Source organism: Mycobacterium sp. SMC-2, assembly GCF_025263485.1.
GTDB lineage: Bacteria > Actinomycetota > Actinomycetes > Mycobacteriales > Mycobacteriaceae > Mycobacterium.
Genome location: NZ_CP079863.1, coordinates 4758616 through 4781605 on the forward strand (window position 1 = coordinate 4758616; position 22990 = coordinate 4781605).

Here is a 22990-nt window from a genome sequence, read left to right on the forward strand (position 1 = left end):
CTGACCAGCGCAGGCGTAACCGCGTTCCCCCTCAACTTCTCGGCAGGACGAACGCCTCGATGTGGCGCTTGCCGGCCCGCACTTCGTACTTCCGCCAGCCGGGATACAGCTCGAGGCCCTTTGCCCAGATCTCGTCGCGCTCGACTGGCGTGGCGAGCCGTGCGGCCGTCTGCCAGGTGTCGCGGCCGATGGTCACCGTCGCTTCGGGATGGGCCTTCAGGTTGTGGTACCAGGCGGGATGCTTGGCGCCGCCGAAGTTGGATGCGATGAGCGCCAAACCATCCGGATGCGGAATTCCGTACACGGCCACGGTGCGTGGCTCACCGGATTTGGCGCCCGTGGTGGTGAGCATGACCACGGGGATGCCGGTTGCGACGCCGGCGAAGCTGGTTCTGCCACCCGCAACCCTTGTGACGAGCCGGTCCAGGTGGTGCGCCGTGTGGCGCAGGAGCGCCACACCCACCGTCGTGGACGCGAAGCGACGCATCACCCGGTGGAAGGCGTTGGCATCGTCGAAGGACCGATTGGGCATGGTGCCATTGTGGACCCGACGATGTGCGGCTTACGAGCCGGTTCCCCGGGCCGAACAACCCTTTCAAAACGCGCCACAGGCGTCGCCCACGACATTAAGCTGCTGGTCGTGGGCAAGAACGTGTTAGCCAACGGTCGGGGTCGTTGGCTGGCGATCGTGGCCTCGTTCGCCCTCGCGGCCGGCATGGTGTACGCCCAAGACACAAAGCCGCGATGCTGCGCGCCGAACGCCGCGGCCGCGGCAGCCCCCACCACTCCGGCCGCTGCGCCGACCAGCGCGGTCGCCGCGCTGCCCGACGGCCCGCACACCGCCACTCCCGCTGAAATCGCGATGTTGACCGCAAACGCGCCCGCCGCCGCCCAGCAGTTTCAGGTCGCTTTGCCCCGTGGCATCGCGTCGGAGGACAGATTGCAGGTCAAGACGATCTGGGCGGAGCGCGCCATCAGCGTGCTGTTTCCGCAGATCACGACCATCTACGGGTACCGGGAAGATCCCCTGCCGTGGCATCCCAACGGGTTGGCGATCGACGTGATGATCCCGAACCACAACAGCCCCGAGGGTATCGAGCTCGGTAACCAGATCGCCGGCTACGCCCTGGCGAATGCCAAACGCTGGGGCATCAACCACGTGATCTGGCGGCAGAAGATCTACCCGGGCGTCGGCGGGGGTAGCTGGACCGCCGATCTTGGTTCGGAAACCCTCAACCACTACGACCACGTTCATATCGCCACCAACGGTGGCGGATACCCGAACGGGCACGAGGTCTACTACATCGCCTCGATGACGCCCGCCCCGCAGCAATAGCGGAGCCGTTGGGCGACAAGCAGATTCATCCGTCCGCCTGCGGCGCGTAGAACGCCCACGACCCAGCGGGCGCCCACACAGTCGCAAATGCTCGACCCACCGAGTGCCGCCGGAGACCTCCCCTGTTACTGCTCCAAGAATTTGTTGAGAAGCCGTTAAGCCCCCGTGCTGATTCTGTGATCAACGCACCCAGCGTCACCAGAAAACCCACATCAGCACAAGGAGATCCCGATGTTTTCTCGCCGTTTCACCGCCTCCGTCGTCGGCACCGCCGCCCTGGGCCTGGCCGCGCTCGGCCTCGCCGGCACCGCGGGCGCGAGCTCGGTCGATGACGCGTTCCTCGCCCAACTGGCGTCGGACGGCATCACCCCGCCGAGCGCTTCGATCGCCATCAAGGACGCACACGCCGTCTGCAACGCCCTCGACCAGGGTCACTCGAGCAAAGAGGTCATCAGCGCCGTGGCCAAGGCGACCGGATTGAGCGCCAAGGGCTCCAAGACGTTCGCCGTCGACGCCGCTTCGGCCTACTGCCCGCAGTACGTCACCTCGGCCTGACACCACCACCACAGTGGCCTTGGTGAAGTGCGGGGACCCCGGCGGGTCCCCGCACTTGTCATGGGCACCGGAGCAGAAACAGGCTGTAGGCGGCGACGGACTGCGCGTCGGCGATCACTCCGGAACGGATCATCTGCTCGACGTCCTCGCGGTCGAACCAGGCACTTCGCAGGTCCTGTTCCTCGTGCTCTGGATCCGGCTCCCCCTCGGCGATTCCGGTGGCCAAGAACACCCACCCTCGCTGGCTGGTCATGCCCGGGGCGACATCGAGCTGGCCCAGCACCTCGAACGACGTCGCACTCAACCCCGTTTCCTCGCGCAGCTCACGCTCGGCCAGCTCGGACGGGTCGGTGGCCGCCAAGCCGGGGGCGGTGCCCTGCGGGAATTCCCACCGCCGCTCCCCGAGCGGATACCGGAACTGCTCGACCAGCCGGAAGCGGTGCCCGTCGAACGGCATCACCAGCGCATAGTCCGGTTTGTCCACCACACCGTAAATGCCGGGGCTGCCGTCCGGGCGACGGATGTCGTCTTCGCGGAGCACCATCCACTGGCTCCGATAGATCTCGCGGGACGCGACGCATTCGATGAAGGGCACCAACTCAGTATCTCTACCGCGATGCCGTGAAGCGGTCGTACGTGCGGCGCAGGGCGCCGCGCTCGGCCGAGTGCAGCACCCGGGTGAGGACTCCGAAAACGTCGACATGCCCGACAGTGGGATCCGCCGTGTCGCCGCGGGTGTATTGCCACGGTAGGGACCGTCCGCGGCGCAGCACTTCGCCGAGGTACCACACGGCGCCGTCGACGAACGGCGCATTGCGCTCCTCCTCCAGGAGCTGTTCGGGGGTCGGGGCCTTCTCAACGACCAGCTCTTCCAATGCGTCAAGGGACTCCGGGGAGAAGTCCCACACGGCGTCGCCACCGTAATGGCCCGCCCACACCGGGAATTGGGCCCCACGCTCGGCAAGCCAGCACCGCAGGAATTCTTGATCCGAAAAGTGCTGCGTTGCTTGACTTTTGGCGCGCATCCGGCGTTTGGCGGACTTCTCGACCCGGTCGCGCATCCCGGCCACCCTCCGGCAGTCCTCAGCACGGTCACGCCACTTCGCCAATTCCTCCCGGGCCGCGACGGTGACGGGATTGTCCTCGCCGAAGACCCTGGCCTCGTCGTCGACCAGGGCTTGCCAGGTGGCGACCTTGTCCCGGCAGTCCTCCGGTTCCGGCTCCCACAGCGCGATGGTGTGCCGCGCGATCAGCGTGTGGCGGTGGTCGTGGCCCAGCTTTTCGCGCATCACCTCGACCAGCAACAGCAGCTCGGCGACGGCGCCCGGGCCATCCACCGACTCGCCGTGCCATTGGGCCAGCGCCATGCGCATGCCCAGCGTGTCCTCGTGGTGGTCGCCGAGCACCCGGCACCGGGCGGCAAGGACCCGCTCGCCCTCGGCGATGGCGCCGGCATAGTCCCCAAGCTCCTTGCGCTTCTGCGCCACCCGGTCCCTGGACGTCAGCGCGGTGGGGTGCTCGGGCCCCAGCACCCGTTCTTCGTCGGACAGCAGCTCCGACCATTCGGCCAACGCGGCCCCCACTTCGGGCTGCGGCCGGTCCGCGAACATGTGGCGCGCCGTCAACGTGGTGATGTGATCGCGGCCGAGCACCTCCTCGAGTTCGGGTACCAGCTGCTCGAGGGCGGCATAGGCCCCGGCCTGGTCGCCCATCTGCAGCTGCAGATGCACCAGCGCGAGCCGCATGTCCAAGACGTTGGGGTGGCGCTCGCCCAAGACCGGCCGGCAGACAGCGACCAGCTCGTTCATGAGCGGTAACGCCCCGGCGAAGTCCGCCGCGGCGATGCGCTCCGAGATCAGCCGGGTCAAGGCGGCGAGCGGCCCAGGCAGTTCCGGCTGCGTCATAGGGCTATCGAATCTCTCATGCGGCCTCGTGGCAATTCACCTCGTCTCCCCCCGCGTCCGGTGCCGCACTGGCATCAATGGGTACGGTGCCCGATAGTCATAGGAACACAACGCCAACGTCGCCAGAGGTGGGGGTTATGCCCGACGCCCGGAAGGGTGCGTAGCCATGCGCGGCCACATCATCGTCAGCGGTGAGGACGCGCTGGCGACCACGATCGTCGAGGAGCTCAACAACGCCGGTGTGCACATCGTCAAGCTCCAAAGCGCCGGCGAACTCGAGAACGCTGATGTGGGCCGCGCTCGCGCCGTGATCTGTGTCGGGGATGACGACGCAACAAACCTCGAAATCGCGCTGCTGGCAAGGAAAGCCAATCCCCGGGTGCGCGTGGTGGCGCGGCTGGCCAATGATGTGCTGCGCACGGCGATGGCCGCCGACAAGCGCCCCGGCGCGATCCTGGACGTCGCCGACCTTGCGGCGCCCTCGGTCGTCGAGGCTTGTCTGGCCCACACCGTGCACCCGTTCGAGGCGGCGGGCATGGAGTTCGTGGTCTCCTGCGCCGAAGCACCGCGTGACGCGACGCTGCGCGACATCTACGGCGATCTCGCTCCGGTGGCGGTGATACACGGCGAGAACTGCGCCACGCCGGGAGAGGTGGTGAACTGTCCGGGCCGTGATCTGTCGGTTCACGCCGGTGACTGGACCGCGATGATCGGCACCGCGGACGAATTGGCCGCCCGCGGCATCAAGGTCCCGCGGCCGACCGTGACGCGCTATCGCCTGTCCCGGCTGCGGCGGACCCTCGACAGCGTGCGGGCCCTGCGTGACGACGTCAACCCGATGTTCGGGCGAGCTTTGCTGGCCGCGGCATGCCTGCTGCTCGGGTCGACGGTGGTCCTGCGCTTCTGCTACCAGCCGAATCCAAAGATGACGTGGCTCGACGCGCTGTATTTCAGCACCGAGACGATCGCGACGGTGGGTTACGGCGACTTCAGCTTCCTCCAGCAGCCCACCTGGCTACGGATCTACAGCATCATGCTGATGTTCGCGGGCGTGACGACCACCGCGCTCCTCGTGGCCTTCATCGCCGACCTGCTGATATCGCGACGTTTCGCGCATTCGGTCGGACGTCGCCGGGCACGCCATCTGCGCAATCACGTCATCGTCGTCGGGCTCGGTTCGTTCGGCAGCCGCGTGATCGCCGACCTGCGGTCAGCCGGATACGACGTCGCGGTGATCGAGCGCGACGATAACAACCGCTTCCTGTCGACCGCCGCCGACCTCGACGTCCCGGTGATCTTCGGGGACGCGACGCTGCGCCAGACGCTGGAGGCCGCCCGCGTCGAGCACGCCCGCGCGGTGGCGGTACTGACGCAGGACGACATGGTGAACATCGAGACCGGGATCGTGCTGCGCGAGATGCTCGGGCCACGGGTGATGCCGGAAGTCGTCCGGACCGACGTTCCCCTGGTGCTGCGCGTGTACGACCGTGCGCTCGGGGCGGCGGTCGCGCAGCGGTTCGGATTCGAAAACGTCCGGTCCACCGTCGAACTCGCCGCACCCTGGTTCATCGGCGCCGCGATGGGCCTGCAGGTGCTGGGCACCTTCTCGGTCGGACAGCGCTCGTTCATGATCGGCGGAATGCATGTGGCGCCAGGCAGCGAACTGGACGGGCTGAAGATGTTCGAACTGTCCACCCAAACCCGTGTCATCGCGATCACCCGAGAGGACGCGCCCGTCGAGCTACACCCGCGACGCGACGCCTGGCTCCGCGGCGGCGACACCGTCTACCTCGTCGGCCCCTACCGCGAGTTGATGGCGACGCTGCGCAAGGGCCAGCCGCCGCAACAGCCGGCCGCCGGGGAGACGCGCGCGTCGGCCTAGCGGGGATCGCAAGCGCGGCGCAGCCGGGCGCGGCGGGTCGCCACCATCAGGCCGAGCGGGGATCGCAAGCGCGGCGCAGCCGGGCGCCGCGGGTCGCCACCATCAGGCCGAATGGGGATCGCAAGCGCGGCGCAGCCGGGCGCCGCGGGTCGCCACCATCAGGCCGAATGGGGATCGCAAGCGCGGCGCAGCCGGGCGCCGCGGGTCGCCACCATCAGGCCGAGTGGGGATCGCAAGCGCGGCGCAGCCGGGCGCCGCGGGTCGCCACCATCAGGCCGAGTGGGGATCGCAAGCGCGGCGCAGCCATTCAGGCTAGAGCCGGCCGGCCACGTCCGCCGCGCGGCTCAGCTGGTCGACGTCGGTGCTCGTCGGGATCAGCTGCACCTCGTCGGTGCCGATGTCCTCGAACTTGCGCAGCACCGCCAGCAGCTCCTCCTCGGTGCCCGCCCACCCGGTCGTCGGCGCCATGGCGTCGACGTACTCGGCCGGTATCCAGTTCATGTAGCGCCGTAGATGACGATGCACCTGGGCGCGGGACTCTTCGGGCGACCCGAACGCGAACCAGAACGACGTCACCAGGTGCGGTTTGCCCTTGCCCGCCCGCGCCCACGCGTCGCGCGCGACGTCGAACAGCTCGTTCTGTTTGGCGACGTCGAGATCCAGCGTGGTCCCCGCCAGGCCCTCGGCCCAGGCCGCGGCGCTGCGGATGGTCTTCGGGCCGATGCTGCCCACGAACAGCGGCGGACCGCCGGGCTGCACTGGCGCCGGCCCAACCGGCAGGACCGAGTCGGTGAGCTTTTCCCCGGCCCACACCCGCTTCATCACGGCCACGCGCTCGGCCATGTCGCGCATGGTCTGCGTCGCCGGGTCGGCGCCGACGGCATGGTAGTCCTCGTGCCTGCCGCCCACGCCGATGCCCACGCTCAGCCGCCCGCCGCAGAGCATGTCGCCGGTGGCCAGCGCCTTGGCCAGCATGACCGGGTCATGCAGCTGCGGCACGATCACGGTTGTCAGCAGCCGCACCCGGTTGGTCCAGGCGGCCAGCGCTCCCAGCAGGGTGAGGTTGTCCGGGTTCTCGAAGGCGATGCGCTCGCCCCAGCACAGCGACGAGAACGGGCCGTCGTCTATCGCACGTGCCCAGTTCTCCAAAACTCCGGCATCCAGGTCCGGCTCCATCACCGGCAGGGTCATCGCAATCCGCACGACCGCGATTCTGGCATGGAGTCAACATTCGGTACCGCAAGTGGCAGCATGTAGCAGATGGGTTTCAGCAGTAGTTCGATCGCGCACGTCCGCCTCACCGTCACCGATATCGAGCGGTCCCGACAGTTCTACGAGAGCGTGTTCGGTTGGCCGGTCCTTCTGGAAGTGCCCGACAACGCCGACGAGGCCACCCGCAAACAGTTGAGCTTCCTGTTCGGTGGCGTCATCTACGACCTCGGCGGAACGCTGCTCGGGCTGCGGCCGGTCGCCACCGACCGCTTCCACGAGGATCGTGCCGGGCTCGACCACATCGCGTTCCGTGTCGCCAGCAAGGACGAATTAGATTCCGCCGCCGCACATCTCGATGGACTCAGCATCGCACACGAGCCGGTGAAAGACATCGGGCCGTCCTACATCCTTCAGTTCCGCGACCCCGACAACATCGCCCTGGAGCTCACGGCGCCCAAATAGGAGCGGCACGCCGCGGCCAGCGCGCGCAGAATGACAGCGTGCACGGCGTGTCGGCGGGCAAACACGCACGCTCGTCAAGGGGTAAAGAGGAACTATGGCCATCAGTTTCAACCACACCATCGTCGCCTCCCGCGACAAACACGAGTCCGCGGAGTTTCTCGCCGAATTGTTCGACCTGCCCAGCCCAAAGCCCTTCGGCCACTTCATGGTTGTCCAACTCGAGCACGGTGTCAGTCTGGATTACGCGGACGCGCCCGAGGGCGCGGACATCACGCGGCAGCACTATGCCTTCCTGGTGTCCGAAGAGGAATTCGACACCATCTACGGAAAGATCTCCTCACGCGGCCTGCAGCACTGGGCGGACCCGGGCGCACGACGGCCCGGCGAGATCAACCACAACGACAGCGGGCGCGGGGTGTACTTCCGCGACCCCTCAGGCCATGCCATGGAAATCCTCACCCGCCCCTACGGGTCGGGGCGCCAGCGGTAACGCCTATTCGCCGGCGCGGGGTGTGCCGTGCCGCACGCTTTCCTGTGTCCGATATTCGTCGGCGAATCGCGCGACATGCTCCGGCAGTGCGTTGGCGGCGACGTGGGCCAGTGTTGTCTCCTCCAGCACCGACCGCATGCTGGCGCGCAGCGCCCGCCAGACGTCGGTGAGCGCCGCGGTCGGCCCTGAGTAGGGGAGGTCCCCGAGGCCTATGTCGCGCACGCTGGCCAGTGGTCCGTCGATACAGCGCAATACGTCAGCGATGCTGATCTCGTTCCCGGGACGGGCAAGCTCGTAGCCACCCTCGCGGCCCCGATGGCTGCGCACCAGGCGGTCGGTGCGCAGATTGGTCAGAATGTCGACGAGGAACTGCGGCGGTATGCCCTGCGCATGGGCCAAGTCGTCGGTCTTGACCAACGTCCCATGGGGGACCGTGGCGAGTTGAACCATGGCCCGCACCGCATACTCCGCCTTCGCCGACATGCGCACTCTCAGGATTGTGCCACCCGCTGCGCGGATTTCGGCGCAGCCGTGCTTAAGCCCGCGATTCGAGCAGATCGACGATGCTCTGCGCCTGCTCCTCAACGGTGCGCTCCGGAGTCAGCCGCAGGTCGGGGTTCGTCGGCGGTTGATACGGACTGTCGATGCCGGTGAAGTGCGCGACCTCGCCCGCGCGGGCCTTGGCGTACAACCCCTTCGGATCACGCCGCTCGCATTCCTCGATCGGGGTGTCGCAGAACACCTCGACGAAGTCGAATCCCGCCGCGGCGTGCACGTTACGGGCCATCTCGCGTTGCTCGGTCAACGGGCTGATCGCCGGTACCAACACGACGTTGCCACAGTCGGCCAGTAGCGCCGCCACATGGGCGAGGCGGCGCAAGTTCTCCGCGCGGTCAGCCATGCTGAAGCCCAGGTCGGCGTTCAAACCGTGCCGCAGGTTGTCGCCGTCGAGAACGTAAGCGGCGGTGCCCTTTTCGAGAAGCATCTGCTCGACCAGCATGGCCACCGACGACTTGCCGGAACCGGACAGGCCGGTGAACCACACCGTCTTCCCCCGCGGCCGGGCTTCGGCGACGGCGGATGATTTGTGCCGCACGGTGTTCGGGCTTGCCGTCTGCACCGAGACGTCACGCAGCACCATGCCCGCCGCGACGGTGCAGTTGGTGTGCGGGTCGATCAGGATGAACGAGCCGGTGCTGGCGTTGCGGGTGTACTCGTCGAGCAGCAGCGGCACCTGGGTGCGCAGCGAGATGCGGCCGAGTTCGTTGAGTTGCAGCGCCGTTGCGCCCTTGTCGCGATGCAGGGTGTTCACGTCGAGCCGGTAGTCCAGACCGGTCACCCGCGCTCGGGTGGTGCGGGTCGTGTGTTTGATGACGTAGTCGCGACCGGGCTCCAGCGCGGCGTCGTCGGCCATCCAGCACACGGTGGCGTCGAATTCCTGCGTGACCCGTGGCTGGTTGTGGGTACGGGCAATGAGATCGCCGCGGGAAATGTCGATCTCGTCGGCGAGGCTCACCGACACGGCCATCGGCGGAAACGCTTCGTCCACCGGACCGTTCGGCCCGTCGATCGCGGTGATCCGGGTGGTCTTGCCGATCGGCAAAACGACGACTTCGTCTCCCGGGCGCATGACCCCGCTGGCCACGGTGCCGGCATAGCTGCGGTGGTCTTGATGCTCGCGGGTGTGCGGCCGGATGACGTACTGGACCGGGAACCGCACGTCGACAAGGTTGCGGTCACCGGCGATGTAGACCTCTTCGAGATGCGACAGTAGCGCCGGGCCCTCGTACCAGGGCGCCTGATCCGACTTGGCCACCACGTTGTCGCCGTGCAGCGCGGAGATCGGGATGGTGGCCACGTCGTGCACATCCAGGCGAGCGGCGAAGGCGTGGAACTCGTCCCGGATAGCCTCGAATTTCTCTCTGTCCCAACCGATGAGGTCCATCTTGTTGACGGCGAGCACGATGTGCCGGATGCCCAGCAGCGAGGCGAGGAAGGCGTGCCGGCGGGACTGCTCCAGCAGACCGTGCCGGGCATCGACGAGCACGATCACCAGTTGGGCGGTCGACGCGCCGGTCACCATGTTGCGGGTGTACTGGATGTGGCCCGGGGTGTCGGCGATGATGAATTTCCGCTTGGGAGTGGCGAAGTAGCGGTAGGCGACGTCGATCGTGATGCCCTGCTCGCGTTCGGCACGCAGGCCGTCGGTCACCAGCGCCAGGTCGGTGTAGTCGTGACCGCGCTCTTTGGACGTCTGCTCCACCGCCGCCCACTGGTCCTCCATGACGGCCTTGGAGTCATAGAGCAGGCGCCCGATCAGCGTGGACTTGCCGTCGTCGACCGAACCGGCGGTGGCGAGCCTCAACAGGGTGGTCATCAGAAGTACCCCTGCCGTTTGCGGTCTTCCATTCCGGCTTCCGAGATCCGGTCGTCGGCGCGGGTCGCGCCACGCTCGGTCAGCCGCGACACCGCGGTCTCGGCGATGACCTCCTCGACCGTGGCGGCCTGCGACTCCACGCATCCGGTGCAGGTGACGTCCCCGACCGTGCGGAAACGCACCGTCGCTTCGAACACCGGCTCGTCGTCGCGCGGCTGCATGTGCCGGTCGACCGCCAGCAACATGCCGTCGCGGCGAAAAACCTCGCGCCGGTGGGCGTAGTAGATCGAGGGCAGCGCGATGTTCTCCGCGCCGATGTAGGACCAGATGTCGAACTCGGTCCAGTTGGACAGCGGGAAGGCCCGGATGTGCTCGCCCTTGTGGTGCCGGCCGTTGTAGAGATTCCACAGCTCGGGTCGCTGCGCCTTCGGGTCCCACTGGCCGAACTCGTCGCGGAAGCTGAACACCCGCTCCTTGGCGCGTGCCTTCTCCTCGTCGCGGCGCGCCCCGCCGAACGCCGCGTCGAATTTGTTCTCCCGGATGGCGCGGAGCAGCGTCACGGTCTGGATCGAGTTGCGTCCCTGCCGCGGCTCGACGACGCGACCGGCGTCGATGTCCTCCTGGACCGAGGCGATCACCAGACGCACCCCGTGCTCGGCGACCAGCTCGTCGCGGGTGGCGATCACCTCGTCGAAGTTGTGACCGGTGTCGACGTGCATCACCGGGAACGGCAACCGCCCCGGCCGGAAGGCCCGCAACGCCAGGTGCAGCATGACGATGGAGTCCTTGCCACCCGAGAACAACAGCACGGGCCGCTCGAACTCGGCGGCCACCTCCCGGATGATGTGGATCGCTTCGGCCTCCAGCGAGCGCAGATGGCTCAACTCGTACTGGCCGGCGGCAGGGCCCGCCTTCAGATCGCTGGTCATAGCTTCCTAGGTAAACCTGGTAGAGTCGGTCAAGTTTGGCAGTTTTGCCCTCCATAGCAGCAGTTCGCGATGACGGTTGTCAAGTGGGCCCCCCGATGGCGCGGACGCCGGCCATCCGACGCATCGCGTCAAGACTGCCGCCAGCCCTTTTCCGGCCGGCGCCCGGTGCGAAAGTATGAGCGGATGGCTTCCGGCCGTGACGTCATCGCGCCGTTCCTCCCCCAATCCGCGTTCGTCGCGAAGCTGGGAATCTAGAAAAGCTCGACGAGCGCGAGGTCAGGGTGCGGCTGCCGTGGGACCCGTCCAACGTGACCATCGGTGACATGGTCCACGGGGGCGCCATCGCCACATTCGCCGATGTCACCGTCATGGCGGCGGCGTGGTGCGGCGCGGATGCGCCCCGGGAGCTGCGGGGCGTCACCGTTTCGATGGCATTGGACTTCATGGCCCCGGCCCGGGCCGCCGATGTGATCGGCATCGGCCGGGTACTGCGGCGCGGCCGGTCGCTGGTCAACCGCGAGGCCGAGATCGTCGACGCGCGGGGACACGCTCGTCGCAAAGGCGCTCGCCACCTACAAGGTCGGCTAGAGGTCGGCTAGAGAGTCACTTCGTTGAGCTTCCCGGTCGCGACGTCGAAGACGAATCCGCGCAGGGATCCGTGCATGGTCACGAACGGGCTGGCCTCGATGCGACGCAACGACTGCCGGACGTCCTCGGCGGGGTCCGGGAAGGATTCGGGGGCCCACGGCGGCTTGAGGCCGATCTCCTCTTGAATGGAGCGCTTGAAGTCGTCGTCGGTGAAGGTCAGCATGCCGCAGTCGGTGTGGTGGATCAGAATGATCTCCCGGGTCCCCAATAACCGCTGACTGATGGCCAGCGAGCGGACGACGTCGTCGGTGACGACCCCGCCGGCGTTGCGGATGACGTGCGCCTCGCCCTCGTTGAGGCCTAGAAGCCGATAGACGTCGAGCCGGGCGTCCATGCACGCGACGACCGCGACGTGTTTGGACGGGGGCATCGGCAGGGGACCCTGGAACGTGCTGGCGTATTGGGCGTTGTTGGCCAGGTAGTCCTCGGTAACCGTCATGCCAGCCTCCTCAGGAGTGTCGCAGCACGGTTTTTGCCGCCTGCTTCGGTGCCACGGTGGATGTTAACAACGGGCCACCGATTATTGACGCATGAAAATCAGCCGGATCACAAGGATGCGGGCGCCGAACCCGACCGCTCCCGGCTCGGCTCGTTAACCTGTCCCAATGCGAGACGGGCGGTGCAGTCGCGGATGATTCGCTTCTTGGCGCGCCGGGTGCTCAACTATGTCGTGCTGCTGGCGCTGGCGTCGTTTCTGACGTTCTGCCTGACGTCGGCGGCGTTCCGGCCATTGGACACCCTGTTGCAGCGCAGTCCACGGCCGCCACAGTCAGTCATCGACGCCAAGGCTCATGCGCTCAATCTGGACAAGCCGATACCGATCCGCTACGCGCAATGGGCCTCGCACGCCGTCCGCGGCGACTTCGGAAAAACCGTCACCGGACAGCCCGTCGGTGCCACACTTTGGCGCCGCGTCGGAGTCACCCTGCGGCTATTGGTCATTGGATCGCTGGCGGGCACGGTCCTGGGCATCGTGGCCGGGGCGTGGGGCGCCATCCGCCAGTACCGACTCAGCGACCGCCTCGTCACCATGGTGGCGCTGCTGGTCCTCAGCACCCCGACGTTCGTCATCGCCAGCCTTTTGATCCTTGGCGCGCTGCGGGTGAATTGGGCTTTGGGCGTGAACCTTTTCGACTACACGGGGGAAACCTCGCCGGGGGTGGGCGGCGGAGCCTGGCACCACTTCGTGGACCGGTTGCGGCATCTGATTCTGCCGACACTCACCCTGACGTTGGCCGCCGCCGCCGGATACAGCCGCTATCAGCGCAACGCGATGCTCGACGTCCTGGGCCAGGATTTCATTCGCACCGCGCGCGCCAAAGGGCTCACGCGCCGGCGCGCGCTGGTGAAGCACGGGCTGCGCACCGCGCTGATACCGTTGGCCACCCTGTTCGCCTATGGGGTGGCCGGGCTGGTCACCGGCGCGGTGTTCGTGGAGAAGATCTTCGGCTGGCACGGCATGGGTGAATGGCTAGTGCAGGGCATCGCGACGCAGGACACCTACATCATCGCCGCGATCACGCTGTTCTCCGGCACGGTGGTGCTGCTGGCCGGGCTGCTCTCCGACGTCTTCTACGCGGCTCTCGATCCCAGAGTGCGGGTGTCATGACGTCCGAGGCGAAAGTGGGTGGCGCCCAGGGGATTGCTGTGCCAAAGGAAGCGGAGTTCACCTCGCGGCGCACCCTGGTGCTGCGCAGGTTCGTGCGCAACCGATGGGCCGTCGCCTCGCTGACGCTGCTGGTGCTGCTGTTCGTCGGTTGCTACACGCTGCCGGCGATGTTGCCGTACTCCTATAACGACCTCGATTTCAACGCGCTTTTGGAACCGCCGAACAACCGGCACTGGTTGGGCACCAACGCGCTTGGGCAGGACCTGCTGGCACAGATCCTGCGCGGCATGCAGAAGTCAATGCTGATCGGTGTCTGCGTGGCCATCATCTCGACCGGCATCGCCGCCACCGTCGGCTCGATCGCGGGCTATTTCGGTGGCTGGCGAGACCGGGTGCTGATGTGGCTGGTCGACCTGCTGTTGGTGGTACCCAGCTTCATCCTCATCGCCATCGTCACACCGCGGACCAAGAGCTCGGCCAACATCCTGACGCTCGTCTTGCTGCTCGCGGGGTTCGGCTGGATGATCAGCTCGCGGATGGTGCGTGGCATGACCATGAGCCTGCGCGAACGCGAATTCATCAGGGCCGCGCGGTATATGGGGGTGTCCAGCCGGCGGATCATCCTGGGCCATGTGGTGCCCAACGTGGCATCTATCCTGATCATCGACGCCGCCCTCAACGTCGCCTCGGCCATCCTGGCCGAGACCGGGCTGAGCTTCCTCGGTTTCGGCATCCAGCCGCCGGACGTGTCGCTGGGCACGCTGATCGCCAACGGCACCCAGTCCGCGACCACCTTCCCCTGGGTGTTCCTGTTTCCGGCCGGCGTCCTGGTGTTGATCCTGGTGTGCGCCAACGTGACCGGCGACGGCCTGCGCGACGCGCTCGACCCCGGCAGCGGCATGTTGCGAGGGGGCGCCGGATGAGCGCGCTCCTGGAGGTGACCGACCTGGCGGTCACGTTCCCGACAGACGGCCTACCGGTGACCGCGGTGCGCGGCATCAGCTACAGCATCGCCAAGGGCGAAGTCGTGGCCATGGTCGGCGAATCCGGCTCGGGCAAGTCGGTTTCGGCGATGGCGGTGGTGGGCCTGCTTCCGGAGTATGCGCGAGTACACGGCTCGGTGCGGTTGAACGGCACCGAGTTGCTGGGGCTCGGCGACGACGCGATGTCGCGGTTCCGCGGCAAGACGGTCGGCATGATGTTCCAGGATCCGATGTCGGCGCTGACGCCCGTCTACACCGTAGGCGACCAGATCGCCGAGGCGATCGAAATTCACCAGCCCCGCGTGGGCAAGAAAGCCGCCCGCAGGCGCGCGGTGGAACTGCTCGAGATGGTCGGCATCGCGCAGCCGGAGCGCCGCGCCCGCGCGTTTCCGCACGAGCTGTCCGGCGGCGAGCGTCAGCGGGTGGTCATCGCGATCGCGATCGCCAATGACCCGGATCTGCTGATCTGCGACGAGCCCACTACCGCCCTGGACGTCACCGTGCAGGCTCAGATCCTCGAGGTGCTCAAGACGGCGCGCGACATCACCGGCGCCGGGGTCCTGATCATCACCCACGACCTGGGCGTGGTCGCCGAGTTCGCCGACCGCGCGCTGGTGATGTACGCCGGCCGGGTCGTCGAATCCGCCGGGGTGTACGACCTGTATCGCGATCGCCAGATGCCTTACAGCGTCGGGCTGTTGGGTTCGGTTCCGCGGCTGGACGCCGCGCAGGGCACCCGGCTGGTGCCCATACCCGGCGCGCCCCCGTCGTTGGTGGGACTGGAGCCGGGCTGCCCCTTCGCGCCGCGCTGCCCCCTCGTCATCGACGAATGCCGGGCGGATGAACCGGAGTTGCTTCCGGTCGGTGTTGACCATCGGGCCGCCTGCATCCGCACCGACCAGGTCAACGGGCGCACCGCCGCGGAAATCTACGGGGTCAACACCTCCGCACGAGCGGAGGCGGCCGGCGACTCGTCCGTCGTCATCCGCGTGCGTGATCTGGTCAAGACATTCCGGCTGACGAAGGGTGTGGTGTTGCGCCGCACCGTCGGTGAGGTCCGCGCGGTCGACGGTGTCAGTTTCGAGTTGCGGCAGGGCCGCACCCTGGGCATCGTCGGCGAGTCTGGTTCGGGAAAGTCGACCACGCTGAACGAAATCCTGGAACTCGTTGCGCCGCAATCCGGCTCGATCGAAGTGCTTGGTGCCGATGTCGCGGCCCTGAACGCGTCCCGTCGGCGATCGTTGCGACGCGACATACAGGTGGTGTTCCAGGATCCGGTGGCGTCACTGGACCCGCGACTGCCCGTGTTCGACCTGCTTGCGGAGCCGTTGCTGGCCAACGACTTCGGCAAGAGCGAGACGAACGAGCGCGTCGCCGAGCTGCTCGACATCGTGGGGTTGCGGCGGGCCGACGCCGCCCGCTACCCCGCCGAGTTCTCCGGCGGGCAGAAGCAGCGCATCGGCATCGCGCGGGCGCTGGCATTGCAGCCGAAGATCCTGGCGCTCGACGAGCCGGTCTCCGCGCTCGACGTCTCCATCCAGGCCGGCATCATCAACCTGCTGCTCGACTTGCAGGAGCGGTTCGGCCTGTCGTATCTCTTCGTGTCCCATGACCTTTCGGTGGTCAAACACCTCGCGCACCAGGTGGTGGTGATGTATGCCGGCACGATCGTGGAGCAGGGCGACAGCGAGCAGGTGTTCGGCAGCCCGCAGCACGAGTACACCCGGCGACTGCTGGCCGCCGTGCCACAACCGGATCCGGGCAGACGTGTCTAGGCGGGTCGCGACGGCGCTTCTCGTCGTGGCGCTGGTGGTCTCCGGATGCTCGCCGGCCATCAATTTGACGCCGGAAACCGGCCAGAACGCCGAGATCGGCACCACCAGCGACATCAACCCGCAGGATCCCGCCACGCTGCGAGACGGGGGCAGCCTGCGGCTGGCGCTCAGCGACTTCCCGCCCAACTTCAACATCCTGCACATCGACGGCAATTCGGCCGAAGTCGCCGCCATGATGAAGGCCACGTTGCCGCGGGCGTTCATCATCGGCGCGGACGGCTCGACCACGGTCGACACCGACTACTTCACCAGCGTCGAACTCACCGGCACCGCACCGCAGGTGGTGACCTACACCATCAACCCCCGGGCGGTGTGGTCCGACGGCACACCCATCACGTGGGAAGACATCGCCAGCCAGGTCCACGCATTGAGCGGCTCTGACAAGAGGTTCGAGATCGCCGGACCCGGCGGCGCCGACCGCGTCGCATCGGTCACCCGGGGCGTCGACGACCGCCAGGCCGTCGTCACCTTCGCCAAGCCGTACGCCGAGTGGCGCGGCATGTTCGCCGGCAACGGCATGCTGCTGCCGAGGAGCATGACGGCAACCCCGGAGGCGTTCAACAAGGGCCAACTCGACGGCCCCGGCCCGTCGGCCGGCCCCTTCATCGTCACGTCGCTGAACCGGACAGCACAGCGAATCGTGTTGTCCCGCAACCCAAAATGGTGGGGAGACCGACCACGCCTGGACAACATCACCTACCTGGTGCTGGATGAGGCCGCCCGGCTGCCGGCCCTGCAGAACAACACCATCGATGCGTCCGGCGTCGGTACCCTCGACCAACTGACCATCGCGCAGCGCACGAAGGGAATCTCGATCCGGCGCGCCCCTGCTCCCGCGTGGTCGCACTTCACGTTCAACGGTGCGCCCGGGTCGATCCTGTCCGACAAGGCGCTGCGCCTCGCGGTGTCCAAGGGCATCGACCGGCGCACCATCGCCAAGGTCGTCCAATACGGGCTCACCAGTGATCCCGCGGCGTTGGGCAACCACATCTACGTCGCGGGCCAGAAGGGCTACCAGGACAACAGCGCGGTCGTCCCCTACGACCCGGAGGCGGCCAGACGCGAACTCGACGCCCTGGGCTGGAAGCTCAACGGCCAGTTCCGCGAGAAGGACGGCCGTCAGCTGGTGATCCGCGATCTGTTCTACGACACCCAGGGCAGCCGGCAGTTCGCCCAGATCGCGCAGCACAGTCTGGCGCGGATCGGTGTCAAGCTCGAACTCGTGGCCAGGGCGGGCAGCGGTTTCTTCACCAACTACATCAACGTCGGGGATTTCGACATCGCCCAATTCGGTTGGCTCGGCGACGCATTCCCGCTGTCGGCACTGACCCAGATCTACCTATCGGGCGGGGAGAGCAATTTCGGCAAGATCGGTAGCCCGCAGATCGACGCGGCGATCGAACGGACCCTGGAAGAACTCGATCCCGACAAGGCGCGGGCGTTGGCCAACGAGCTCGACAAACTCATCTGGGCCGAGGGTTTCAGCCTGCCGCTGACGCAATCCCCCGGCGACATCGCGGTTCGCAGCACGCTGGCCAATTTCGGCGCGGCCGGTCTCGCCGACCTGCGCTACACCGCCATCGGGTTCATGCGCGGCTGATCCGCCGCAGCCGCGCCGGAATCGGCAGGGCGCCCTCCACGGCGGCCGCCACCCCGACCGCCGCCCACAGCAAGCGCAGCTCCGGACGCGGCGGAAGCGCGTCGAACGCTGGTGCCTTCGCGGCAAGCCCGTCGAGCTCGCCGCGGCACACCGCCCGCGCGATGGCGATCGCGGCGCGCTCGCGAAAGTCCAGTGCGCTGTGCGCCATGCTTGGCAGTTTCAAGAGCACCGCGTTGGGCAGCAGCGCGGCGACACGCTCGGCGACCGCCGGCGGAGTGATGAGATCGCGGCCGCCGGAAACCACCACGGTGGGCCAGTCGAAATGCGGCATCTCGGTCGCCAGGTCATAGGGCTCGTCCTCGAAAGTCACTGTCTGGGTGCGTGCTTCGCGTTCGGCCACGGCGGGGTCCAGCGGTAGGCCGTCGGGTTGGGCGGCGTAGTCCAGTTCGCGGAACGCGATGCGGCTCACCAGGTCTTCCTCGTAGCGGTACGGCAGGTGGCTCAGGGTGGTGAACCGGGTCAGCACCCACCACAGCAGCTTTCGACCATCCAGCAGCAGGTCTAGTTGCCGCTCGAGCAGGTCGGTGCCGCCGTAGCCGTAGATCGTCGCCACCACCTGGGTGGCCGCCGCGGTCATCACGCCCGCCTCGACAAGTTTGCGCATTTTCGGCGCCAGCGCAGCGGTTTCCGGGCTATCACCCCTGAGCAAAAGCCGACGGATCGCGCGGCGCACGATCACGATGTCATGCCGCGACAGCAGAGGCGAGTCGAGGATCATCGCCCGCACCCGGCCCGGATGGCGCACACCGAACCCCGAGGCGATGTACGTGCCGTAGGACGCGCCGTAGACGACGGCCGAGTCGACATGGGCGTCGTTGAGCACGGCGGCGATGTCATCGACGACCTGGTTCACGGTGATCGCCTCGGGCGGCAGGTCCGCGCCCGAGTCGTCGTGCCGCGACATGCCCACCCCGCGGTGTTCGACCATGATGACGTCCAGGCCGGCCGCGGCGGCACGGCGCCGCAACCCCTTGTACATCTGCACCGACGCCACCCCGGGGCCGCCGGGGATGATGACCAGCGGATGCGCCGACTTTCGGCCCGTGCGCACGTAGTACAGATCGAACTCTTCGCGACTCTCCGGCGAGATCGGCCGGCGCACCGGCCGCACCCCGGGCAATGCCGCGAGCTTCTCCTGCACCCGGCGCCGCTTCGCATTCATCGTCATCGGTGTCGGCCCGCCATGACCCCATTCTGCCGGTCCGCTGCATTGCCGCAGCTCGGCCCCGGCTAGGCGCTGAGATCGATGCGGTGCGCGCCCTTGACGCCGTCGTACCGATCGGGGCTGCAGGTGAGCACGATCACCTGCCCATCCGTACCCACCGTGTTGAAGACCTCCCCCATCTTCGCCAGCCGGTCCGGATCGGTGAACCCCAGCGCGTCGTCGACCACCACGGGAACGGCGTCCTCCTTGGCGACCAGGGCGGCGCCGGCCAGCCGCGCCAAGATGCCGAGTTGCTCCTTGGCCCCGCCCGACAGGGAGTCGTAGGGCACCGTGACGCCGTTGAGCGTGCGGCTGCGAATGCAGAGGTCGCTGTCGATGTCCACCTCGAACGTGGGACCGAACACCGGGCGGCCGAGCCGTTGCAGTTCCGCGCGATAGGGCTCGACGTACCGCTGCCGGGTGGTGTCGCGGTGGCGTGTCATGACCGAGCGCAGCAGCCGCGCCGCCCGCGCCCGACCACCGACCCGGATGTGCTCGCTGGCGGCGTGCTCGCGCTCGGTTTCCGCGGCGTCGAGCTTGCCCTGGCGACCCTCGCTGCCCATTACCGAGAGTTCGATGGTGATCTCACGCAACGCACGGGCCGCCTCTTCGTAGCGTTCACGCAGATCCTCCGTCTCCCTTGTGGCAGCGCGTAATTCGGCGTCCACGTCGTCCGGCTTTGCCGCCGCGAGTCCGTCGGCCAGCTCGGCGCGACGCCCTTCGGCGGTCAGCACCGCTTGTCGCCCCGTGTCCGCCGCCGCCGCGAGTTCGTCATCGCCGGACGACGCCCGCTCTTGGTCCAGCCGCTCGGTGGCCGCGGTGAGCTCGCCGCGCTGGGTCTCCAGCTTGTTGTGCAGAACCGTTGCGCGGGTGGTTGACTCGGTGAGCCGGGCCTTGGCCGCGGCGGCGTTCCGGCGGCGGTCGTCGCATTCGGCGGTCGCGGCCCGGCTAGCCGTCTCCAGCGCATCGAGCTCGTCGCGGGCGGCGCCGATGTCGGCCGCAGCGAGGTCCGCCGCGGCCGGTTGGCCGGCGCGCAGCTGCGCGAGCCGCGAACGCAGCTGGTCGAGCTCTTCGTCGCCACACAGCCCGGCCAGGGTGGCGCTCAGCTGGTCGCGACTGCCCTGTAGTTCGCGGCGACGCTGATCGGCGGACCGCGCCTCAGCGAGGTCGGCCACCCGGCTGGCGGCCAACGCCGCGGCCAGCTCCTCTTGTGCGGCAGCGTGTTTCGCTTGGACATCGAGCGTGGTGGCGCCTGGTGTGATCCGCGCGGTGAGGACGCCGGGGACCTGGACCGCGGTGGGTCCGGTGGTCGTGAGCGACCAGCTTTGACCCTCGGACAACGAGATCCGCTGGTCGCCGATCGCGAGTTCGATGTCCGCGGCGGCGGTGAACTCGACGGCCGCGGACGTCAGGGCCAACTGGTCGCCGATCCGATCGACCGCGGCGGCCGCGGTCTCGATTCGCCGCAGCGACTGCTCGCCGATGGCGATTTCGCCGAGTGCTGCGCACACGCCGTCGTGCTCCCGCCGGATGGCGTCGATCTTGGCCAACCGGGCGCTCAACCGGTCGGCCTCCTCGCGGTCGGCGAGCTGAGCGACGGAGCGCCGGGCGGATTCGGCTCGGCGTTGCAGGTCGGCAAGGGCCTCGGCGGCTTCCTGTGCCGCGACGTCGGCGGTCTCGGCTTCGGCGTGTGCCGCCGAGCAGGCGTCGGCGGCTTCTTTCGCTTCAACCTCGGTGGCCGCGACAGCCGCTGTGCGCGTAGTGATTTCGGCAAGTAGTTGCAGGCGGGAGTGGTGGGCGGTCGCCGCCGCCTTGCTCGTCGCCGCCGCGGCGGCGGCGATCAAATCGGCCTCGCGCGCCTGTGCCGTCAGTTCGGCGACCTTCTCCGCGGCCTCCTGTGCGGCGGTGAGCCGGGGCCGGGCGGCGGCGCGCTGCCGGGACAAGTCGGCGACCTGCTGCGTCAGGGTGGCGTGCCGACACACCCGCTCGTCCACCTCGGCGACCGCCGCCGCGCACTCCGCGACCGCGGCCTCCGCGTCGGCCAGCCGGGTGATCGCCGCGGCCCATTCGCCGGTGGGGCGCCCGGTGGGGGTGAAGTAGCGTCCGTATTCCGCGTCGATTCGCTCGATGAGCAGCGGCTCGGTGCCGGACAGCGCCGCGGTGTCCCCGGCCGCCACATCGAGCGCACGCGACAGGGCGTCGCAGCCTGACAGATCGACCGCCGCGGTCGATGCGGATTGCAGCACCCGCTGGGCATGCCAGAGATCGCTGTCCACCGTCTCGGCCAGCATCGCACGGACGCGTTCGTGCGCCTCGTCACCGGTGAGCTGTTCGCGGTGCGGTGACTGGATGGTCAGCTCCGTTTCGCATTTCCGGTGGAACCGCTTGCGGTAGATGAAACGGTAAGGGCCACAGCTCAATTCGGCGCTCACCTCGGAGCCGACGTCGCTGTGGGTGGGCTTGACCTGCTTGACTTCCTTCTTCGTCGAGCGATCTCTGGACTCCAGCAGCAAGTCCAAGGCTTCGATCATCGACGACTTGCCGATCTCGTTCGCGCCGCACACCACGACGACGCCATGATCGGGGAATTCGATATCCCGGTGCGCGATGCCGCGGTAATTCGTCAGGGTCAGGCGGTGCAGCTTCATGCGGCGCCCCGGTCGGTGAGGCGCAGCAACAGCGCAAGCGCCGCCTGAGCGTCGGCTGCCGTCTCGTTGTCGCCCTCGCGTGCGGTCGCCACCAGTTCGTCGACCGCGGCGGCGGCGAATCCCCCGATACCGAGGTCGCTGAATTCGCCGTCGGCCGGGATGACCGCCAGGTCGGTGCGGCGTTCCCACAGGCCGAGCCAGGCATACAACCGCGCGTACTTGTCCAGACAGGCGTCCAGCGCGGCACGGTCGGTCACCGTCAGCGATCCGGTGAGCGCCAACCGCACCACGGTGCGGTCCTTTTCGGTCATCAGGTCCAGGTTCATGTCGAGGTCGGCGATGTCGCGGCGGGTATCGACCTGGCGGCGCATGGTGACGAAACGCCACCGGCCGACATGCCGCGATTCCACCGTGACGGCGCGGCGCGGGTCGGTTTCGTCGATGTCGACGATCAGGACATGACCGGGATCCGACTCCACGTCGTCGAAATTGGTGACTTCCGGCGCACCGGAATACCAGATCCGGCCGCTGTCACCGACGTGCGTGCGCGAATGCTTATCCCCCAGCGCCACATAATGCACCGCGCCGGCCGCCAGCGCGGCGTCGAGCGCGGCGAGCCGGATCAGGGAGGGCTTGTCGCGGTCCGGGTCGAGGACGTCGACCCCGCCGTGGGCGACCAGTATCCGCGTGACCGGTCCCGGCGCCAGGCCTTCGAGAACTTCCGCGACGAGGTCGGTGGTCGGGGCCTTGGACCGCCAAGGCGCCGCGACAATCTCCAGCCCGGGCGTTACGCGATGGATGCCGGCCTGATCGAGCACCACCACGTTGTCGGGACATTCGGCGGTGAACAGAGCGCTGGTGTATACCGAGGAGGCGTCGAGCGGATCATGGTTGCCCGGCAGCAGGTAGACCGGAATCCCGATGGCGCGCATGGCTTCCAGGGACTGCCCGACGACCTGCTGGGGAAGCTGATTGTGCTCGAAGACATCACCGGACACCACGACGAACTCCGCGCCCACCTCCGCCGCCAGCGCCCCCAGACCGGCCACCGCGTCGCGCCGGGCCGCGGAGTATCTCGGCTGGGCGTCACCGGCCAGGAAGTGCCGGGTCATGCCGAGCTGCCAATCGGCGGTGTGCAGGAATCGCACGGCGGCGGCCCCCTTCCGAACTGCGTGATTATCAGGGCACCGCGAGCTTAGATCCGCGCACCGACAAGACGCGGGACCTCGCACGGCAGGTCTCCGAGCGGCTGTTTT

The 22990-nt window shown here is 67.9% G+C and carries 20 protein-coding genes and 1 pseudogene; 10 read left to right on the forward strand and 11 right to left on the reverse strand.

Annotated features, from left to right (window positions below; all coding sequences use genetic code 11):
- Window positions 1-31: 31 nt before the first annotated feature.
- Window positions 32-532 carry a nitroreductase family deazaflavin-dependent oxidoreductase gene (locus KXD96_RS22285; RefSeq protein ID WP_260739907.1) on the reverse strand — a complete coding sequence of 167 codons (501 nt, stop codon included), beginning with the start codon at window positions 530-532 and terminating at the stop codon, window positions 32-34.
- Between the two features lie 108 nt (window positions 533-640).
- Here KXD96_RS22285 and KXD96_RS22290 point away from each other — a divergent pair, with 108 nt between their 5' ends.
- Window positions 641-1336, forward strand: a complete 696-nt coding sequence (locus KXD96_RS22290; RefSeq protein ID WP_260739909.1) for a glycoside hydrolase — start codon at window positions 641-643, stop codon at window positions 1334-1336.
- Between the two features lie 231 nt (window positions 1337-1567).
- Window positions 1568-1891, forward strand: coding sequence for a DUF732 domain-containing protein (locus tag KXD96_RS22295; protein WP_260739914.1), 324 nt, complete (start codon window positions 1568-1570; stop codon window positions 1889-1891).
- A 58-nt stretch (window positions 1892-1949) separates the two neighbouring features.
- On the opposite strand, the gene KXD96_RS22300 is transcribed toward KXD96_RS22295, so the two are convergent.
- A complete protein-coding gene (locus tag KXD96_RS22300) occupies window positions 1950-2435 on the reverse strand; it encodes an NUDIX domain-containing protein (RefSeq protein ID WP_260745496.1) in 486 nt (161 codons plus the stop codon).
- Between the two features lie 64 nt (window positions 2436-2499).
- Window positions 2500-3795, reverse strand: a complete 1296-nt coding sequence (locus tag KXD96_RS22305) for a tetratricopeptide repeat protein (protein WP_260739915.1) — start codon at window positions 3793-3795, stop codon at window positions 2500-2502.
- A gap of 166 nt (window positions 3796-3961) precedes the next feature.
- On the opposite strand from KXD96_RS22305, the gene KXD96_RS22310 reads away from it, so the two are divergent.
- Window positions 3962-5677 (forward strand): NAD-binding protein, encoded by a 1716-nt coding sequence (locus KXD96_RS22310; RefSeq protein ID WP_260739916.1) that lies wholly within the window; start codon window positions 3962-3964, stop codon window positions 5675-5677.
- A 312-nt stretch (window positions 5678-5989) separates the two neighbouring features.
- Here KXD96_RS22310 and KXD96_RS22320 read toward each other — a convergent pair whose 3' ends face one another.
- Window positions 5990-6868, reverse strand: coding sequence for an LLM class flavin-dependent oxidoreductase (locus KXD96_RS22320; RefSeq protein WP_260745497.1), 879 nt, complete (start codon window positions 6866-6868; stop codon window positions 5990-5992).
- A 69-nt stretch (window positions 6869-6937) separates the two neighbouring features.
- Between KXD96_RS22320 and KXD96_RS22325 the strand changes: the two genes are divergently transcribed.
- Window positions 6938-7351, forward strand: coding sequence for a VOC family protein (locus KXD96_RS22325; RefSeq protein ID WP_260739918.1), 414 nt, complete (start codon window positions 6938-6940; stop codon window positions 7349-7351).
- 94 nt (window positions 7352-7445) lie between these two features.
- Window positions 7446-7841, forward strand: a complete 396-nt coding sequence (locus tag KXD96_RS22330; RefSeq protein WP_260739920.1) for a VOC family protein — start codon at window positions 7446-7448, stop codon at window positions 7839-7841.
- Window positions 7842-7844: 3 nt separating this feature from the next.
- Here the strand turns inward: KXD96_RS22330 and KXD96_RS22335 are convergent, their stop codons facing one another.
- From KXD96_RS22335 to cysD, 3 genes are read right to left on the reverse strand one after another with little or no spacing between them, the layout of a single operon-like run.
- Window positions 7845-8330, reverse strand: coding sequence for an RrF2 family transcriptional regulator (locus tag KXD96_RS22335; RefSeq protein WP_260739922.1), 486 nt, complete (start codon window positions 8328-8330; stop codon window positions 7845-7847).
- A 46-nt stretch (window positions 8331-8376) separates the two neighbouring features.
- The gene (cysC, locus tag KXD96_RS22340) at window positions 8377-10218 is read right to left on the reverse strand and encodes an adenylyl-sulfate kinase (RefSeq protein WP_260739925.1); all 1842 of its coding nucleotides are present in this window, start codon (window positions 10216-10218) and stop codon (window positions 8377-8379) included.
- Entirely contained in the window at window positions 10218-11147 is a 930-nt protein-coding gene (gene cysD, locus KXD96_RS22345; protein ID WP_260739927.1) for a sulfate adenylyltransferase subunit CysD, read from the reverse strand. Before cysD ends, cysC begins: the two co-directional genes overlap by 1 nt.
- A gap of 183 nt (window positions 11148-11330) precedes the next feature.
- Between cysD and KXD96_RS22350 the strand changes: the two are divergent.
- Window positions 11331-11735, forward strand: a pseudogene (locus tag KXD96_RS22350) (PaaI family thioesterase).
- 7 nt (window positions 11736-11742) lie between these two features.
- Here KXD96_RS22350 and KXD96_RS22355 read toward each other — a convergent pair.
- Window positions 11743-12234 carry a carbonic anhydrase gene (locus KXD96_RS22355; RefSeq protein ID WP_260739929.1) on the reverse strand — a complete coding sequence of 164 codons (492 nt, stop codon included), beginning with the start codon at window positions 12232-12234 and terminating at the stop codon, window positions 11743-11745.
- Window positions 12235-12426: 192 nt separating this feature from the next.
- Here KXD96_RS22355 and KXD96_RS22360 point away from each other — a divergent pair, with 192 nt between their 5' ends.
- The 4 genes from KXD96_RS22360 to KXD96_RS22375 are packed head-to-tail and all read left to right on the forward strand — an operon-like array spanning window position 12427 to window position 17822.
- Window positions 12427-13404, forward strand: a complete 978-nt coding sequence (locus KXD96_RS22360; RefSeq protein WP_260739932.1) for an ABC transporter permease — start codon at window positions 12427-12429, stop codon at window positions 13402-13404.
- Window positions 13401-14327: an ABC transporter permease gene (locus tag KXD96_RS22365; protein WP_260739933.1), complete on the forward strand. Its 927-nt coding sequence runs from the start codon at window positions 13401-13403 to the stop codon at window positions 14325-14327. The genes KXD96_RS22360 and KXD96_RS22365 overlap by 4 nt, the downstream gene beginning before the upstream one ends.
- Window positions 14324-16162: an ABC transporter ATP-binding protein gene (locus KXD96_RS22370; RefSeq protein ID WP_260739936.1), complete on the forward strand. Its 1839-nt coding sequence runs from the start codon at window positions 14324-14326 to the stop codon at window positions 16160-16162. Before KXD96_RS22365 ends, KXD96_RS22370 begins: the two co-directional genes overlap by 4 nt.
- Window positions 16143-17822 carry an ABC transporter family substrate-binding protein gene (locus KXD96_RS22375; RefSeq protein ID WP_260745498.1) on the forward strand — a complete coding sequence of 560 codons (1680 nt, stop codon included), beginning with the start codon at window positions 16143-16145 and terminating at the stop codon, window positions 17820-17822. Before KXD96_RS22370 ends, KXD96_RS22375 begins: the two co-directional genes overlap by 20 nt.
- On the opposite strand, the gene KXD96_RS22380 is transcribed toward KXD96_RS22375, so the two are convergent.
- From KXD96_RS22380 to KXD96_RS22390, 3 genes are all read right to left on the reverse strand, one after another.
- Window positions 17809-19050 carry an alpha/beta hydrolase gene (locus KXD96_RS22380; RefSeq protein ID WP_260739939.1) on the reverse strand — a complete coding sequence of 414 codons (1242 nt, stop codon included), beginning with the start codon at window positions 19048-19050 and terminating at the stop codon, window positions 17809-17811. The genes KXD96_RS22375 and KXD96_RS22380 overlap by 14 nt on opposite strands.
- 62 nt (window positions 19051-19112) lie before the next feature.
- Window positions 19113-21734: an AAA family ATPase gene (locus tag KXD96_RS22385; protein ID WP_260739940.1), complete on the reverse strand. Its 2622-nt coding sequence runs from the start codon at window positions 21732-21734 to the stop codon at window positions 19113-19115.
- On the reverse strand, window positions 21731-22882 hold the full coding sequence (locus tag KXD96_RS22390; protein WP_260739942.1) for an exonuclease SbcCD subunit D: 1152 nt from the start codon (window positions 22880-22882) through the stop codon (window positions 21731-21733). Before KXD96_RS22390 ends, KXD96_RS22385 begins: the two co-directional genes overlap by 4 nt.
- Window positions 22883-22990 lie beyond the last annotated feature (108 nt).

What these genes read in the sequence shown, in the direction of transcription:
- KXD96_RS22285 (WP_260739907.1), bottom strand. Translation starts at nt 532, where the DNA reads ATGCCCAATCGGTCCTTCGACGATGCCAACGCCTTCCACCGGGTGATG.
- KXD96_RS22295 (WP_260739914.1), top strand. Translation starts at nt 1,568, where the DNA reads ATGTTTTCTCGCCGTTTCACCGCCTCCGTCGTCGGCACCGCCGCCCTG.
- KXD96_RS22300 (WP_260745496.1), bottom strand. Translation starts at nt 2,435, where the DNA reads ATGGTGCTCCGCGAAGACGACATCCGTCGCCCGGACGGCAGCCCCGGC.
- KXD96_RS22305 (WP_260739915.1), bottom strand. Translation starts at nt 3,795, where the DNA reads ATGACGCAGCCGGAACTGCCTGGGCCGCTCGCCGCCTTGACCCGGCTG.
- KXD96_RS22310 (WP_260739916.1), top strand. Translation starts at nt 3,962, where the DNA reads ATGCGCGGCCACATCATCGTCAGCGGTGAGGACGCGCTGGCGACCACG.
- KXD96_RS22320 (WP_260745497.1), bottom strand. Translation starts at nt 6,868, where the DNA reads ATGACCCTGCCGGTGATGGAGCCGGACCTGGATGCCGGAGTTTTGGAG.
- KXD96_RS22325 (WP_260739918.1), top strand. Translation starts at nt 6,938, where the DNA reads ATGGGTTTCAGCAGTAGTTCGATCGCGCACGTCCGCCTCACCGTCACC.
- KXD96_RS22330 (WP_260739920.1), top strand. Translation starts at nt 7,446, where the DNA reads ATGGCCATCAGTTTCAACCACACCATCGTCGCCTCCCGCGACAAACAC.
- cysC (WP_260739925.1), bottom strand. Translation starts at nt 10,218, where the DNA reads ATGACCACCCTGTTGAGGCTCGCCACCGCCGGTTCGGTCGACGACGGC.
- cysD (WP_260739927.1), bottom strand. Translation starts at nt 11,147, where the DNA reads ATGACCAGCGATCTGAAGGCGGGCCCTGCCGCCGGCCAGTACGAGTTG.
- KXD96_RS22355 (WP_260739929.1), bottom strand. Translation starts at nt 12,234, where the DNA reads ATGACGGTTACCGAGGACTACCTGGCCAACAACGCCCAATACGCCAGC.
- KXD96_RS22360 (WP_260739932.1), top strand. Translation starts at nt 12,427, where the DNA reads ATGATTCGCTTCTTGGCGCGCCGGGTGCTCAACTATGTCGTGCTGCTG.
- KXD96_RS22365 (WP_260739933.1), top strand. Translation starts at nt 13,401, where the DNA reads ATGACGTCCGAGGCGAAAGTGGGTGGCGCCCAGGGGATTGCTGTGCCA.
- KXD96_RS22370 (WP_260739936.1), top strand. Translation starts at nt 14,324, where the DNA reads ATGAGCGCGCTCCTGGAGGTGACCGACCTGGCGGTCACGTTCCCGACA.
- KXD96_RS22380 (WP_260739939.1), bottom strand. Translation starts at nt 19,050, where the DNA reads ATGACGATGAATGCGAAGCGGCGCCGGGTGCAGGAGAAGCTCGCGGCA.
- KXD96_RS22385 (WP_260739940.1), bottom strand. Translation starts at nt 21,734, where the DNA reads ATGAAGCTGCACCGCCTGACCCTGACGAATTACCGCGGCATCGCGCAC.